General features: G+C 63.2%; 10 protein-coding genes and 1 CRISPR repeat array (1 of these 11 cut by a window edge). Of the genes, 2 read left to right on the top strand and 8 right to left on the bottom strand.

Annotated elements, in window-relative coordinates:
• A CRISPR array of direct repeats spans positions 1-5,169; the repeat unit is 32 nt; unit sequence GTTTCAATCCACGCCTCCGCGAAGGAGGCGAC (it extends 696 nt beyond the left edge of the window).
• 216 nt (positions 5,170-5,385) lie between these two features.
• The 7 genes from cas2 to cas3 all read right to left on the bottom strand — a co-directional run bounded on the left by cas2 (position 5,386) and on the right by cas3 (position 13,321).
• The gene (cas2, locus tag AB3G45_RS11220) at positions 5,386-5,676 is read right to left on the bottom strand and encodes a CRISPR-associated endonuclease Cas2 (protein WP_367830625.1); all 291 of its coding nucleotides are present in this window, start codon (positions 5,674-5,676) and stop codon (positions 5,386-5,388) included.
• Positions 5,677-5,685: 9 nt separating this feature from the next.
• A complete protein-coding gene (cas1c, locus tag AB3G45_RS11215; RefSeq protein ID WP_367830624.1) occupies positions 5,686-6,720 on the bottom strand; it encodes a type I-C CRISPR-associated endonuclease Cas1c in 1,035 nt (344 codons plus the stop codon).
• On the bottom strand, positions 6,717-7,388 hold the full coding sequence (cas4, locus tag AB3G45_RS11210; RefSeq protein ID WP_367830623.1) for a CRISPR-associated protein Cas4: 672 nt from the start codon (positions 7,386-7,388) through the stop codon (positions 6,717-6,719). Before cas4 ends, cas1c begins: the two co-directional genes overlap by 4 nt.
• Before the next feature lie 3 nt (positions 7,389-7,391).
• A complete protein-coding gene (gene cas7c, locus AB3G45_RS11205; protein WP_367830622.1) occupies positions 7,392-8,342 on the bottom strand; it encodes a type I-C CRISPR-associated protein Cas7/Csd2 in 951 nt (316 codons plus the stop codon).
• Entirely contained in the window at positions 8,339-10,123 is a 1,785-nt protein-coding gene (gene cas8c, locus AB3G45_RS11200) for a type I-C CRISPR-associated protein Cas8c/Csd1 (protein WP_367830621.1), read from the bottom strand. The genes cas7c and cas8c overlap by 4 nt, the downstream gene beginning before the upstream one ends.
• Positions 10,120-10,788: a type I-C CRISPR-associated protein Cas5c gene (gene cas5c, locus AB3G45_RS11195; protein ID WP_367830620.1), complete on the bottom strand. Its 669-nt coding sequence runs from the start codon at positions 10,786-10,788 to the stop codon at positions 10,120-10,122. Before cas5c ends, cas8c begins: the two co-directional genes overlap by 4 nt.
• Before the next feature lie 292 nt (positions 10,789-11,080).
• The gene (gene cas3 / locus AB3G45_RS11190; RefSeq protein ID WP_367830619.1) at positions 11,081-13,321 is read right to left on the bottom strand and encodes a CRISPR-associated helicase Cas3'; all 2,241 of its coding nucleotides are present in this window, start codon (positions 13,319-13,321) and stop codon (positions 11,081-11,083) included.
• 212 nt (positions 13,322-13,533) lie between these two features.
• Between cas3 and AB3G45_RS11185 the strand changes: the two genes are divergently transcribed.
• On the top strand, positions 13,534-13,767 hold the full coding sequence (locus AB3G45_RS11185) for a hypothetical protein (RefSeq protein ID WP_367830618.1): 234 nt from the start codon (positions 13,534-13,536) through the stop codon (positions 13,765-13,767).
• Between the two features lie 323 nt (positions 13,768-14,090).
• On the opposite strand, the gene AB3G45_RS11180 is transcribed toward AB3G45_RS11185, so the two are convergent.
• Complete coding sequence (locus AB3G45_RS11180; RefSeq protein WP_367830617.1) at positions 14,091-15,209, bottom strand: hypothetical protein; 1,119 nt, start codon at positions 15,207-15,209, stop codon at positions 14,091-14,093.
• A gap of 310 nt (positions 15,210-15,519) precedes the next feature.
• On the opposite strand from AB3G45_RS11180, the gene AB3G45_RS11175 reads away from it, so the two are divergent.
• Entirely contained in the window at positions 15,520-16,536 is a 1,017-nt protein-coding gene (locus AB3G45_RS11175) for a LacI family DNA-binding transcriptional regulator (protein WP_367830616.1), read from the top strand.
• Position 16,537 lies beyond the last annotated feature (1 nt).

Genomic DNA, 16,537 nt, shown 5'->3' with positions numbered 1-16,537 from the left:
CGACAAGCCCGTCAAGCTCGATCAAGGGACGGGAGGACGGTTTCAATCCACGCCTCCGCGAAGGAGGCGACGCGGATCGGGTACGCAACTGCCTGTCCGAGGTTCGTTTCAATCCACGCCTCCGCGAAGGAGGCGACCGGTGTCGCTGAGGGCGACGCTCGCCTCGATGTGGTTTCAATCCACGCCTCCGCGAAGGAGGCGACCCCTTCTGCAGGATGGAGCTCTTCCACTTGTAGGGTTTCAATCCACGCCTCCGCGAAGGAGGCGACGCCCCCGGTGCCAGACGTGCTTGGGGTGGTGCGTGTTTCAATCCACGCCTCCGCGAAGGAGGCGACCGGATGTGACCGTGTAGTTCGAAGCCCAACTGCTGTTTCAATCCACGCCTCCGCGAAGGAGGCGACGATCTCGACGTCGCCCTTCGTCTTCGCCTCCAGCAGTTTCAATCCACGCCTCCGCGAAGGAGGCGACACGCGAAAGTAATTGCCGTTCCGCGCAGGTCGTGGTTTCAATCCACGCCTCCGCGAAGGAGGCGACCTCGCCTGGTTTAGCCCCGACTGCAAGCATTTCTCGTTTCAATCCACGCCTCCGCGAAGGAGGCGACGGATCTGGATGACCTTGCGCAGGCACTTCACGTCGTTTCAATCCACGCCTCCGCGAAGGAGGCGACACGCGAAAGTAATTGCCGTTCCGCGCAGGTCGTGGTTTCAATCCACGCCTCCGCGAAGGAGGCGACAACCTGACCTGCGAACAACTTGCGCTGGAGGCGCAGTTTCAATCCACGCCTCCGCGAAGGAGGCGACCTCGCCTGGTTTAGCCCCGACTGCAAGCATTTCTCGTTTCAATCCACGCCTCCGCGAAGGAGGCGACCTTGCAGGTGGAGCGAGGCGCCGACTTCGATGTGGTTTCAATCCACGCCTCCGCGAAGGAGGCGACAGGCTGGCGAGGTCGCCCGCCTGAAGGGTGAAATGTTTCAATCCACGCCTCCGCGAAGGAGGCGACGTCCACGATGGCGGGGATACGAAAAGCTGGCGGCTGTTTCAATCCACGCCTCCGCGAAGGAGGCGACGTCCCTGTTCGGCGGTTCGTACTTCAGCGGCTCGTTTCAATCCACGCCTCCGCGAAGGAGGCGACCGCCGGCTGGACCGGGACGGGCCGATCTATGTGCTGTTTCAATCCACGCCTCCGCGAAGGAGGCGACATCTTCGACTAGGGCAGGGGCCACCCCCCCCGGGTGTTTCAATCCACGCCTCCGCGAAGGAGGCGACGACGACGGGCGCGAGCTGTGCAGCCATTTCAGGCGTTTCAATCCACGCCTCCGCGAAGGAGGCGACCATGTCGTCGCGCAGCTTGCCATGCTTGCGCGGGTTTCAATCCACGCCTCCGCGAAGGAGGCGACGCCGCGCAGGCAAAGTCCCGCCTTGCCAGCCTCGTTTCAATCCACGCCTCCGCGAAGGAGGCGACCAGCCGACCTGGAAGGCGCCGCGGGCGCCCATGGGGTTTCAATCCACGCCTCCGCGAAGGAGGCGACCATGCTCCGCGACGATCGTCGGCGGCGGATAGCTGTTTCAATCCACGCCTCCGCGAAGGAGGCGACTTGGGGGTTTCGCCCATATCCGCGGACCATTTGCGGTTTCAATCCACGCCTCCGCGAAGGAGGCGACCCGCCGAGACGATGCGTCATTGCCCCGCCGTGTCGGTTTCAATCCACGCCTCCGCGAAGGAGGCGACAATGTGGCGAACGAGGTTCAGCGCCGGCATTTCGTTTCAATCCACGCCTCCGCGAAGGAGGCGACTCGGTCTCGCGGCCGATCTCCGCCAGAGCGTCGAGTTTCAATCCACGCCTCCGCGAAGGAGGCGACGGGTGGCCGGCCATACAAGCCGATGAATGACGGAGTTTCAATCCACGCCTCCGCGAAGGAGGCGACCGGCGATTGCCTCGTAGGACATCATCAACGACATGTTTCAATCCACGCCTCCGCGAAGGAGGCGACCTTCCGTCGTGGGTGACGATATCGGGCTCGATGGTGTTTCAATCCACGCCTCCGCGAAGGAGGCGACCGACATACTGATCGAGGTTCGAAAGGGAGGTCGGGTTTCAATCCACGCCTCCGCGAAGGAGGCGACCTTCATCCAATACTTGCCGCCACCACTCGAGCGGTTTCAATCCACGCCTCCGCGAAGGAGGCGACAGGTCGCCCGCCTCCTGATCGACAGAGGAGAGACGTTTCAATCCACGCCTCCGCGAAGGAGGCGACGTCCCATCGACGCCGCGCCGGGCGCCGGAGAGGTGGTTTCAATCCACGCCTCCGCGAAGGAGGCGACGACGTGGTTGAGGAGGAATAAACAAAGCCCCGGCAGTTTCAATCCACGCCTCCGCGAAGGAGGCGACCGGCTGGGGGATCGACTTCGAATATGGCGCCGGCGGTTTCAATCCACGCCTCCGCGAAGGAGGCGACTGATCTCCACGACGAGCAGCGAGCGCCCGTTGCGTTTCAATCCACGCCTCCGCGAAGGAGGCGACTTTACAAGGGCGTCGTTCGTGAAAACCGTTCGATGTTTCAATCCACGCCTCCGCGAAGGAGGCGACGCAAGCGGCGGATCGTCAGGCCCGGCAGTTGAAAGTTTCAATCCACGCCTCCGCGAAGGAGGCGACCGCGAAAATATCCGCCGAGATCGCGCTCGACCGCGTTTCAATCCACGCCTCCGCGAAGGAGGCGACGGCCTGCCGGCCGCCCTGGTCGGCCTCTCCGAAGTTTCAATCCACGCCTCCGCGAAGGAGGCGACTTCATGGTGCCGGCCAACATTCCCGCGGGCACGAGTTTCAATCCACGCCTCCGCGAAGGAGGCGACGACTATGGCGGCAGCAGTTATCGCTGCCCAGCAGTTTCAATCCACGCCTCCGCGAAGGAGGCGACTCGGCAAGAACATCGTGCTCGTCGATGGGGACAAGTTTCAATCCACGCCTCCGCGAAGGAGGCGACCGTCTGGGGACAGGGCTATCGCCTCGAAAACCGGGTTTCAATCCACGCCTCCGCGAAGGAGGCGACATCGCAGGTGGGCCGAAGACGCCGGTTTCCGACGCGTTTCAATCCACGCCTCCGCGAAGGAGGCGACATCGGATCGCGCGCGAGCGCGGCGTGCAATTGGTCGTTTCAATCCACGCCTCCGCGAAGGAGGCGACCGCGCACGGCAGCCACCAGACGCGGGCGATGAGAGTTTCAATCCACGCCTCCGCGAAGGAGGCGACCCTTGCCCGGCACGGCAAGCCCGTGCGCGTCATCGTTTCAATCCACGCCTCCGCGAAGGAGGCGACCTCGATCTGATCGTGCAGCATCACGAGCTGCGAGGTTTCAATCCACGCCTCCGCGAAGGAGGCGACGCCCTCGCCTCGATCACATCGGAGAGGCGGTAGGGTTTCAATCCACGCCTCCGCGAAGGAGGCGACCGGCCGTGATCCTCGCCCGCGACAACGACTGGGCGTTTCAATCCACGCCTCCGCGAAGGAGGCGACCTCGTCCAGCCGCTCGATCCGCTCGACGAAGGCACGTTTCAATCCACGCCTCCGCGAAGGAGGCGACCTCTGATGGCGAATGCGATTTGCGTGAATGGGGAGGTTTCAATCCACGCCTCCGCGAAGGAGGCGACGATTGCGAGCCCGATATCCGTTCCATTGCGCAATGTTTCAATCCACGCCTCCGCGAAGGAGGCGACTCCGCCCCGCGCCAAGCCCGATCACTGGATGACGGTTTCAATCCACGCCTCCGCGAAGGAGGCGACATGAGTGGTCGACGCGGCAAGCAATACCGCAATCGTTTCAATCCACGCCTCCGCGAAGGAGGCGACAGGCGAAGGAGCGCAAGGAGCGACACTGGGACAAGTTTCAATCCACGCCTCCGCGAAGGAGGCGACTACATTATCGACACGGCGACGCACACCTACAACAAGTTTCAATCCACGCCTCCGCGAAGGAGGCGACATGCGGCCGGAGATGGTTGCGGGGCGGTATGCGGCGTTTCAATCCACGCCTCCGCGAAGGAGGCGACTCGCCTTGCTATCTCGCATGTCGCGGGCCTTGCCGGTTTCAATCCACGCCTCCGCGAAGGAGGCGACGGCGTGTCGCAGACTCAGGTGAACGGCATCGAGGGTTTCAATCCACGCCTCCGCGAAGGAGGCGACCACGTTCAGCGGCGACTTCATCATCTGATTTGCGGTTTCAATCCACGCCTCCGCGAAGGAGGCGACATGACCTTCGGTGGGTTCCTGCCGGAGATTTGAAAGTTTCAATCCACGCCTCCGCGAAGGAGGCGACGCCGACAAGGCCGCCCAGTCCAAGGCCAAAGACCTGTTTCAATCCACGCCTCCGCGAAGGAGGCGACCACCGAAGGCCAGCAGTTGGCCAGCCACACCGCGGTTTCAATCCACGCCTCCGCGAAGGAGGCGACGGCGGAGTTGGCGGCTTATCGCACACACGTTGCCGTTTCAATCCACGCCTCCGCGAAGGAGGCGACACCCAGGGCGAGGACGGCTCGCCGGGCTTCGCCGTTTCAATCCACGCCTCCGCGAAGGAGGCGACGCCGTTTTATGCGCGCAGGTTCCGCCCGCTCGTGGTTTCAATCCACGCCTCCGCGAAGGAGGCGACCCTCGTCGGCCTACAGCCAGTCACTCTATTGCTACGTTTCAATCCACGCCTCCGCGAAGGAGGCGACGTCATGCCCCTTCCAACGACGATTGATGCAAGCGTTTCAATCCACGCCTCCGCGAAGGAGGCGACGCGGCCTCCTTACGGATGATGCCGGCATCCCGCAGTTTCAATCCACGCCTCCGCGAAGGAGGCGACCTGGCGGGTGTGGACGTGAGCGCCCTGCAATCAACGGTTTCAATCCACGCCTCCGCGAAGGAGGCGACCCGGCGTCGTGACGCTGGTCAGCGACAAGCAGGAGTTTCAATCCACGCCTCCGCGAAGGAGGCGACGGCCGCCCGGCGCCATAGACGTGGATCTCTGGGTGTTTCAATCCACGCCTCCGCGAAGGAGGCGACCCCGCGCCGCGACAGTGCCACCACACCAAGAGGAGTTTCAATCCACGCCTCCGCGAAGGAGGCGACCATCATCGACACGGCCACGCACACCTACAACAAGGTTTCAATCCACGCCTCCGCGAAGGAGGCGACGGCCTCAGTGTAAAACATGGATTTTGTTGGTGGAAAAGGGGGCTGGGCGCGCATGGCGGGGAGCACCGGCACGGTTGAAGCATCAATAGCGCCTGCAAACGAGTGTTCTTTCACGATTTCAAAGATCTACACTCAGTGCGAACCAAGCGTATTTTCCCGGCACGCTTCAGGTTCGCACCTTGCCGGACACAGCCCATAGCCGTGAAGAAAAGCGGATCAAACGATCAGGGTGCCGTTCAGGTCGGAGGCGGGTTTTGCGCCGACATGTTCTACGCGCTTGTGCCAGTTGGCGCCGAGATAATAGTAGCGCAGACTGTCAAGCTCGGGGCGGATAAGGCTTTCCAGGCGTGCCTTGAGCTTCGTCCACTGCGCCGGATCCACCTCGATCTCGAAAACGGAGAACTGGACGCGCTGGCCGTAGTCGCGACAGGCTTTGGCGACGGCCCGCAGGCGCGCAGCGCCATTGCCCTCGCTCGTGCGCACATCATAGGTCACCAGAACGAGCATGGGGCGCCCTCACTTCCAGAACCAGGGGGGATAGGCATCGAGATCGCCGCGCAGATGGCGTGCCAGCATCTGTGCCTGCAAATAGGGAACGAGGCCGAGCGGCGCTCTTTCTTCCAGGAACGGATGGATGCGCTCCTCCCGCTTGCGCTCCTGCCAGGCGGTCAACACGGTTTTGCGCGCATCCTCCTGCATCATAACGGCGCCACCGTCCTGCACCGTGAAATCCCGCGCTCGCAACTGCCTCCGGTTGATGAGGGAAAGCGCCAGCCGATCGGCCAGCACCGGGCGCATCTCCTCCATGAGATCGAGCGCCAGGCTGGGGCGTCCGGGCCTGTCCCGATGAAGGAAACCCGCCGCCGGATCCAGCCCAACGCTTTCCAGCGCCGAACGGCAGTCATGGGTCAGCAACGTATAGAGGAAGGACAGAAGTGCATTCACCGGGTCCAGCGGCGGGCGGCGGGACCGTCCCCGCCAGCGCATTTCCGGATCGGGCGAACGGATCAGATGATCGAAGACGGAGAAGTAGAGATTGGCGGCTTCTCCCTCAGAACCGCGCATCTCCTCCACCGTATCGTCAGCGCGCTCCACCCGCCGCAGGATATGCGCAAGGCGATCCGTGACGATACCGATGGCATTGCGGGCGGTCTCGTCATAGGTCTCGCCGTAATCCCGAAGCGAGCGCATCAGCACCGCGCGCTGGTTCGCCACCTTGCCGATGACAACGGACCGCACCACGTCTTCCGGCGCATCGCAGAGGCGATATTGCGCGCGGCGCAGCAGGATATTGCCGCTGACGGGACCTTCCACCCTGGCCTGGAAACGGCCATTGCGGTCAAGAAGGGTCAGCGTGATGCCGGCAGCTGCAAGCGCGGCCATCAACGGCGGCGAAACCAACACGGCCCCGAACACGACCACGGCGGACAGCATATGCAAGGGAACACGGCTTCGCTCCATGCCGTCCACGTCGGCGACGAGGTTTTCGCCGTCCTTGCGCAGGGCGGCGCCTTCCGTCGTCACGTAGATCGTGTTGAGCATCTTCTTCATGGAAGAGGCTCCGCCGTAAGTGTCCGCTCCACCATGCGCGCGCGCCATGCGCGCACCGGTCGGGCGACGATGCCGGGCTGGCAAAGTTCCAGAAGCGAGCAGGCCCGGCAGCGCTCCCGCCTCATGGTCGGCGGCGGCGTCCGGCCGGAAGTCAAAACATCCGCCATTTCGCCGATCACGTCTTCCGTCTGCCGGCGCAGTTCGGCATCGAAGGGGACGACGAGACGGCGTTTCGTCTCGGCGTAGAACAGCGCGCCCTCCGGCACCGGCCTCCCCGTCATCTCCTCCAGACAGAGCGCCTGCGCGCAAAGCTGTACTTCGTCGGCGCGGTGTAGCTTCGGCTTGCCGCGCTTGTATTCGATGGGGAAGGCGGTTTCCCCTTCCGCATCCGGCAGGAATTCCACCACATCGGCAATACCTGAAATGTTAAGGCGGCGCGATGCGACGGGCAGCGACATGACGCGACGAAGCCCCCTCACCTTCCGCGATCCACCCTTGTCGGCCACGGCGTGCAGCACGTTGCCTTCCGCGGTGAACCGGTTGTCGGCCCAGAGCCGTTCGACATGGATGAGCGCCGCCTGACGCCGGCAGTAGACCGCGTGCTGAAGGGCGGAGAGCGGAATGGGCTCCCCACCACCCTGTCCGTCATCGCCCACGCCCGCCGTCATGGTTCAAAGAAACTCCCGGATTTCCACGCCTTCGGGCAGGGTGTCGCGATCGACGGTGACGATATAGTCCGAGAAAGCCCGCGCCGGCGGCAGGTTGTCGAGGCGCTGGTCGATGACGCGAAATTCGCCCTCGACATTGCGGCCGATCCGGATGCGGTCGAACAAGGCGTGCGCGGGCGCGTTTCCAAGCGCATTTTCGTGCTTGAACACGATCAGCTTGCGCGTGGCCATTTCACCGCGCGCGGCGGAGCGGTCGTGCTCGAACATGGTGCCGAGCGCCTCGAACAGCAAGGCAAGGTCGTTTTCCGAAAAGCCGGTACGTTCCGCGAACTTGGCGGAGATGAAGCCATGGGCGACATAGAGCCCATAGGGAACGATATGCTTGCGCCCCATGGTGCGATTGTCGGTGCGGTCGCTGGAATCGTCGCCTTCCGCCTTCTGCTTCTTTTCCGCCTCGTTGGTGGCGGCCATGCGGGTGATGGAGATTTCGAGCGGCAGGATCGGCTCGACCGAGCGTGCGAATGTCAGCTGCACCGGTCCTTTCACCTGTCCGGCATTCACACCGGTGGACATGACCGCGCCGAAGGTGCGCACATCGAAGAAGTTGGCGCACATGAAGGCCGTCACCGCCTTCGCCTCTCCGTCGTCCTTAGGGTTCAGCTTGGCGTCCTTGTCGACCTTGGGATCGTCCTTGCGGATGGCGCGATAGGCCTGGCGGTGCTTGTCGTTGAGGATGGCGCCCTCCTCGACATAGATGTGGAAACCGTCCTCGCCGTGACGGGCCAGATCGACATAGTTGCGGATCTTGCGCTTGAGGCTGACATCGCTCACCAATCCCTTGTTGGTCTCGGGATCGAGCCGCGGCAGGTTGCCCGCATCCGGATCGCCATTGGGGTTGCCGTTGACGACCTCGAAGATCAGCGCGAAATCATAGCGATTGGCAATCGTGGTCATGCGACGTCATCCTCTTCAGAAGTCGTGTCATTCGGCTTGCGGAAATTGAACTGATGATAATATCCGATGGCGAATTTGCCCTGGGAAGCCAGCGATAGAGAACTAGGCAGTTCAGCCGGCAGCAGATTTATAATTTCGCCGATCTGCCTAGACAAATAGATAGCCAATCCACGCTTGTTGTCGTCTTTTTCAGCTTTGCTCCGGTGATGCTGATTAAGCTTGAACAAAAGGGGAAAAACAGTTCTTGGGCTGACCGATGCGACTCCATAATACCGATCACGAATAGTCGCATTCAGTCTGCCGAGTGCCAGAAATTGCAGCTTCTCTAGAACCGCAAACAACCGGCCCAATACATAGGCCGGATCAGGGTTATCAACTTCGAGTGCCATCAGAGCCTCCTCCTTGGAGATCGCATGCCGGTCGTTGGCAACGGACGACCAGAAATTACGGATAAGAACAGCCTTGAGAATCCCGGCGCGCAGAGCGTTGATCTCCCCATCGGCGCGGATTCGCGTCAGCACCGACGACAGAAGCGTCAGGGGGTAGTAGGTGCCTGTCAGGATCGAGCGCATCCACTCGCCGGCAAGGTTCGGCGTGATGTTCTCGCCCTTGCCGAGAACGGCGGTTTCGCGAAGATAGCGCCAGAGCGGAGGAAACGGATCGCGCGGGGGCGGAGGCTCGATCCGCATGTCGGAAACGAATGTCTGGTAGTGCCGCGTCAGGTCCTCGAAACTGCCGGAATAGAAGAAGCGGACGGAGAGCCGGGCGGCATTGGGCGCAAGACCCAATACATGGAAGTGCACATCGCCGAGATCCGGTTCCACCTCCTCCAGCGGCATCCCCTTGCGGATCTGCTCCAGCCGCTCGCGAATGCGCTTCGTGTCGATCTTCTCCTCCTGCTGCATGTCCTCTATCGCATCGAAGAAAGCCGGAAACATCGCCTCCGCATCTTCCACGGCCGCAAGCTTCGACGCATCCGCCCAGAACACCGTCGAGGCATCGCCGATCTGAATGCGATGGCCGCTGCCCTTTTCCAGGAAGCGGTTGAGCGCCGTCGTGTAGGCAAAGGCGGCAGCTTCGGAGACGGGCGCATTGTCGCCTTGCTCGTGGCCGTAAGAAGTGAAGGCATCGAGATTGAAGGAGACGAGCGCCGCACCGGAAGACTGAGCCCCCCAGACACTCTTGATCGACGGATGAAGGCGCGCGACCGCGCCGGGCTCTCCGCGAACGAGGCAGATCTGTGGTTTGCCGCTTTCCTGCGAGGACAAGCGCTCCCACAGCGACTTGGCTGCCGGACGATCGTGAAGGAAAAGATTTGCGCGGCGATCGCTCTCCAGAGCGAAGGCAACGTTCTGGTCCTTCATGTCATCCTGCCAGGGCGCCGCTTCGAACTGGTCTGGCGACCAGTTTTTCAGGAACAGGGTGAAAGCGCGCAGGCCGGGATCATCGCTGTCGCCAATCTCTTCCAGATGCCTATCCACAAACGCCAGGTGCTCGTCTGCCGTGCGCCGCCCCTCGCCCGCAGTCACCCCGACCACGTAGGAGGTCTTGTCCCAGAGAAAGTTCGGTGCGATGCCGGCCGTGCGCTTCACGGGCTGCGGCACCAGCATCGCGCGCGGCCGCGCCTTCTTGCCCTCGCCCTCACGCCAATCAGTGACGCTCGCGATAGAGCCGTCTTCGTTCAGGCCGACGACGACACCGATCTTTTCCGACGAATACCCGAACGGCGGCGCATTCGGCAGGCGCTCGTATGCCTTTGCGAGGGAGGAAAGGATCGTCATCGCCGAACCTCCGGGGATTCCGGCGGCGGAATCCGGACCACGCCGTTATCCAGCGCCGCCCGAAAGAACAACGAGGGACGGCCGGCCGCGGCGTGATCGATATCGAACAGCATGAAACCGAGGTCGCGGCTCTCGGCAATCGCCGGCGGCAGCGCCGCCTCGGGCGGGAGCAATTCGAAATGCGCTGCGAATTCCCGCGTACCGAGACAGGGCTGGTGGAAGCACTGGCCTTTCGCCGCACGGCGATTGAAGATATCGAGATGCTTGCCCTCGTTGTCATCGGGGCCGGCATTCTTCGTCAGTTCGAAATGCGCCTCGATGATATAGGCCGGCTTCACCAGCACGGTCGCGGCGCGCTGCTGGCGGTCCTCGTCCACCAGCAGGTTCAGGCCCTCGAGATCGCCGCGCTTCATCGCCGACCTGATCTTGCCCGCCGGCGCCTTGTGGCCGACCTCGTTGCGCCGGATCGACTGGAAGCAGATGGGCTCCAGCACATGGATCGCGTCGATCACCCAGCGAATGGCCGGTTTCCAGTGAATGGCTTCCAGCAGGCCCCGCGCGGCGGAGGGCGTCATCACCTCATAGGAGACACGCTCGACCTTCATCTCCGGCCGGGTAAAACAGGCATAGTCTCCCCAGACTTTCAGGCGAATTCCGTAGGTCATCCATGTCCTCCCAGACGAAACCACTTAAAAATATGCTCGATACTCACCCGCAGCAAAGCGGGCGAGTATTTCCATGAGCTAAAGAATACAGATTTCTATCCGCGCCATCAGGCGACCGAAGAGACTTAGATTTGCCGGAATATGATCCGCAAGATCAGAGCCACAACCTCGAGCACAGGCTCGAGCCAACGTGGAAGACGATACTTAAGCATACGACCTCCCTTCACAACTAGGAGAATCATAAACATCTAATTAAGCGCTGTCAACGCTGCGGCATTCCTGTACTCTTTAGCTAAAAAATCATGTCCTCCACGCCGAGATAATCTGCATCCTCCCAAAGCAATCCGACATCCGGCCGATAGAGACTGCTCGTCTGCAGAACCGCAAACTGGTCCCCCCGCCATTGCGGCGCGACGAACGCGACATGACCGTTTTGGATCAACAGCGCTCTTGCCTTCGGCGGCACCTGCACTACCGAGGATTGCATTCTTCGCGCGAGCAATCCAGAGGGGATATTCTCTATCCCCAGATCATCAACAGCTTCCCTTGTATCCTCGTCCAACGCCACGATCACCGGCGCCAAGCCACTTTCGATGAGGCGGAAATCCTGTCCCACCGTGCGATAGTCGAAATGGCATCCGGTGCGATTGCTGAGTTCGAAGCGGGCAAGGATCTTCTTTGCGTCCATGCCCTCGCCCATGCGCCAGTAGACCTCGCCGAAGTAATCCTCCACGGCGGCAAGCGAGGTCAGATCGGGGTGTTTGCCGATGATCCGCTGCATGTCACCGATCAGCCCGCGGATTTCTGCGGGCGGGCGGTAGTCCGGTGGCTTGAACACCGTGACGATACTGTCGTCACGGTTGCGCCGGCCTTCCCTGTTGACCCTGCCTGCCGCCTGAATGATCTGGTCCAACCCCGCCTCCGCCCGCCAGGCGACGGGGAAATCGACATCGACACCGGCCTCGATCAGGCTTGTGGCGATCAGGCGACAAGGCCGGCCCTCCTTGAGCCGTTCTCTCACATCCGCAAGAATACGCCGCCGGTGCGCCGCATATTGCCGGGTCGTCAGATGGATGAGCCCCGCCAATCCGGCCTCCTGCGCCTGCCGATAAAGCTCCAGCGCGTGGCGTCGGCTGTTGACGATGACCAACGCCTGATCGCACGGCGCCAAAGCGTCGAGCAGCGCCGCATTGTCCATCTCGCCCGCATGGACGATGCGGGTGCGCGCCAGCTTCGCTGCAAGTCGGGTCGGATCGGGCGCAAGCTCCCGGCCTTCCAACGGCAGGCCACCCGGCAGTTCCGGCCGCCGCCCGAGTGCCGGCTGCGTCGCCGTACACAGCACGACGGTGCAGCCGTAGTTGCGTGCCAGTTCCTCCAGCGCCCGCATGATCGGCAGCAGCAAGGCCTTTGGCAGGGTCTGCGCTTCATCCAGGATGATGATGGAACCGGCGATATTGTGCAGCTTGCGGGCGCGCGAGGGACGGGCCGTGAACAGGCTTTCGCAAAGCTGGACGGTCGTCGTGACGACGACAGGTGCCGCCCAATCCTCCATTGCGAGCTTCAGCTTGTCCTTGTGCTCGCGCCTTCTCGCGTCGAAAGCCTCTTCCTCGATGGCGGAATGATGTTCGAGGACATTGCCTTCCCCCAGTACGGACCGAAAAATCTCCGCCGTCTGGTCGATGATGCTGGTGAAAGGAATGGAATAGATGATCCGGCGATGGCCGTGCCGGCGGGCATGATCCAGCGCGAAACCGAGGGAGGCCAGGGTCTTGCCGCCGCCGGTGGGCACGGTAAGGGTGAAAAGGCCCGGTTCCCTCTCGGCGCCGGCGCGCACATGGGTCAGCACGTCGCGGCGTAGCTGGTTCAATGCGCCGTCCCGCCCCGAGAGCGAGGCCATATGGACATCGAACCGTGCGACGAAGTCATCGATCACGGCGGACAAGGCCGGCCAGTCCCGGTCCGCCTCCTTCTCGCCAAGCGCTTCGTAAAACGTCTCGGTGTCCGAAAAATCCGCATCCACCAGCGCCGAGAACAACATTCGCCCCATGAACGCCAGAGAGAAGGCATGTCCGGCCTTGTCGGTCGGGAAACGATGGACCATATCGGGGACAAGCCCCGACACTTCGGCCTTCAACTCGTCCATCCAGACCGGATCGATCGCCAGCGGCTGCTTCATGCGATGGTCGAAGGTTCCAGGTCCATCCAGCCGGTCGGGCAGGCCCGCATGGTGCCCCAGAATGCAATAGCCGATGATCTGGGCCATGACGGCATCGCCACCTTTCGCCAGATCACGCAAGGCCTGCGCGCCGGCCGTGGAGTGATCGACCGCCTCCTTCGCCCCTTCCAGGCGTCGCTGAAAAGGCGGATTGTACTTTCCGAGATCGTGGAACAGTCCCGCGACAAAGGCCGCCGCTTCAAGACCGAAAAGACGCGCCCTGTCTCCTGCCGCTCGTGCAACGGCAAACAGGTGTTCCTTCAGGATCTGCCAGTCGGATTTGTCCAACTCTCGACCAGAATGTGCATAATAGTCCACGCAATCCCCCCATAGGTGTAGAATGCACGGTATATATCAGGCGCGCAACGCATCGAGCGGTGCGGCGAGGGTGCTTGGCCTCACGAGGGCCTTCAAAAGTGGATTCCATGGCCTAATCCATCGTCTCCCATTGACGAGGACGTTTTTCACCGGAATAGGGTCGAGCCCAGGAATGTGGTAAGCGCCGGCCAGGCAACAACGGGAGTATATTCGTGAGCGAACCGTCCGTAGAAGATGCGACAAACCGCATTTATGAATCGCTCCAGGCGGACAACGCCGACATCGACATGCATATCGCGGCCCTCAAGGCAGCGCTGCAGCGAGCGGGCCTGAAAGAGGCTGTCTTCGATCCGGCCAGGCTCGTGCAGAACAACCGTTCTGGCCGGAAACTCATGCAGGCCTACTTTCGGCAACGCGGTGTGACGGTGAAATTCTCGGCGCCGTGAAGCTTTCCAACGGCGTCAGACAGGTCGCGGCAGGAGGGCTGGGCGGATCGCTCCTGACGATACGACGCCGGGGCGATCTTCGGACGCGAATTGAATTGGCCGCTTCCAATCCGGGACGCGACGCTGCCGAAAGCAACCTGGCAACACCAGGCCCAAAGGGGACGTCGTGACTATCGAGCGAGATCGGACCACCGTCGCCGCTCGAAAGGGGGGGAAGAAAAGCCACCGCAACGCGCATTCTCTCGCATCGCGCTAAAGACCGGCGCCCCTCGCCGTCGAGGCGCCGAGATGCCCTCCTCGACCACATGATCGCCCGGCCCGTCTTAGGGCGAGGCCGGCGGGTCGAGGTTCGCAAGGCCGAGGGCGGCGCGCAGCGTCGCCTCGCTCTGGCGGGCGAAACGGGCGGCGGCGAGGCGCCCGCAGGCTTCGTCCCTCGGCGGCAGCGGGCCTGTGAGCCGCTCGGCGAGCCCGTCGGCGGTCGTCGGCACATGCGGGATGTTCTCGACGATGCACAGGCGATGGGCGACGGAACCATAGCGCACGACAACCGGGATGCCGAGCTGCGCCGCCCGGCCGAGAACCCCCGAGGCGTGATCGCCCAACGGCGGATAAAAGCACCAGACCGCATCGCTCGCGGCATAGACCCCGAGCAGCTCGGCATCCGAAACGCAGCGGTTCACCACAACCCCGCCCGCCTCGACGAAGGCCTCCGCATAGGCCTCGACCATGGGCTCCACCCTGCCGCAGGAAATGAACTGGAAACGGGTCCGGAGGGCCGCGAGGCGGACATAGCTGTCCGTGAAGAGATCGAACCCCTTGCGGCGGTTCTGCGTGCCGATCGCCGTCAGGACCTGGCGTTCGCCCGCAGGCCGCTCGCTGCGCAGCAGTTCCACCGCCTCCCGCTCCTCGTCCGTCAGGTCCCAGAGCTGGAAATCGTAGATCCAGCCCTTCGCGACGGCGGAAACGGCCGGGAACACGGAGAAGGGAAGGATGGTCAGGGTGTGGATGGCGCGAAAACGCTTCAGCCAGCCGAGAACGGCCCGTTTCCAGCGGCGGGACAGGTGGGGCGAGGCCGACAGCGGCATCGGCCGCAGCAGCAGGCCTACCGTCCGCCGCCCGGCGAGCGCCCGCAGCAGGCCGAGAACGACATAGGCCAGGAAGGCCTCCTCCACCATCAGGAACAGGACGGGCGCGGAGGAAAGGAGCAGTTCGCGAAGGCCGGCCCGGCGTGCGCCGAACAGGCGCGTGAGGACGCTCAGGTAACAAGGCCGGCGGCCCTCCTGCGCCCTGGAATAGACGAGCGGCGCACCGGTCTGCGTCCTGATTCGAACCTGCCGCGTCCACCACAGCCAGCCGCGCGCCGCTGTGCCGCGATCTTGAGGCTGCAGGTTCGATCGCGCGGACGAACCCGTTGCAGCCGGCACATCCGAGCCCGCCTGCATGACAATCCCCCGAAAGTGATCACCGGATGCATCCGGGCTGTCCCCGCCCGGGAGGAAAACGCAGGAGAGCCGGTTCATCGCCCGGCCACCCGCCAGAAGCCTCATTGCATCTGGCGCGATATGTGAGCCAGGCACAACCTTATCGTTAATATTTTTACCTTAGCGTGTTATTTTCAGAATTCAAGATGGCGTTGCAACCGGGGCGGACTGTCTCCCCGCGCACGGCTCCTTCCAGCCCGCACCAAACTTGCCGCCTTGGGCCGGAACGTTCATAAACGCCCGGAAGAACCGGCCGCGCCAGGGAGGCAGGATGAACCTCAAGGAATTTGCCGCCCGCATCGGCCTTTCGCAGACCACCGTCAGCCGGGCGATGAGCGGTTATCCGGAGGTGAGGCCGGAGACGCGTCGGCGCGTGCTGGAGGCGGCGGAGAAGCTCGGTTACCGGCCGAACATCAGCGCGCAGCGGCTGGCGACCGGCCGGGCCGGCACGATCGGCATCGTCTTCCAGGGCGGCGGGCGCTTCGGGCCGCATTCCAGCGAGTTCATGGGCGGGCTCTCCACCCGGCTGCAGAAGGACGGCATCGACATCCTGGTCTCGACCGTCGAGACGGAGGCCGACGAGGCGGCCACCTATCGCCGGCTTGCCGCCAGCAAGCGGGTGGATGCGGTGGTGGTGCACACGCCCGCCCGCACGGATGCCCGCATCGCGCTGCTGCAGGCGCTGGAGCTGCCCTTCGTCGTGCACGGGCGCAGCACGGCGGAAAGGCCCTTCGCCTTTCTCGATATCGACAATTTCGGGGCGATCGAGACGGCGACGGGCCATCTTGCCGACCTCGGCCACCGGCGCATCGCGCTGATCAACGGCGCCATGGCCGGCACCTATGCCCTCGACCGCGCCAGCGGCTACCGCACGGCGCTGGAGGCGCGGGGGCTCGCGCTCGACCCGGCCCTTGTCGGCCACGGCGAATTCACGGACGAGACGGGCTTCCGGCTGATGCAGGCCTTCCTCGCCCTTCCCGCCCCGCCGACGGCGGTCATCGCCGGCTCGATGATGTCGGCGCTGGGCGCCATGCGGGCGATCCGCATCGCGGGGCTTTGCGTGGGCAAGGACGTCTCGCTCATCGCACATGACGACGTCTTCCCCTATCTCAGCCCGGACAATCTCGTGCCGCCGGTCACCACGACGCAATCGCCGATCCGCGCGGCGGGCGCACGGATCGGCGAGATGGTTCTGCGGTTGCTGCGGGGCGAGGCGCCCGAGGCCCTGCAGGAGATCTGGCCCGTCGACTTCCGTATTCGCGGCTCGACCGGCCCTGCCCCGCCCTGAG

The organism is Shinella sp. S4-D37, assembly GCF_040812195.1.
Classification (GTDB): domain Bacteria; phylum Pseudomonadota; class Alphaproteobacteria; order Rhizobiales; family Rhizobiaceae; genus Shinella.
The sequence above is the reverse complement of the archived record's forward strand: the minus strand, read 5'-3'. Positions and strand labels throughout refer to the sequence as shown.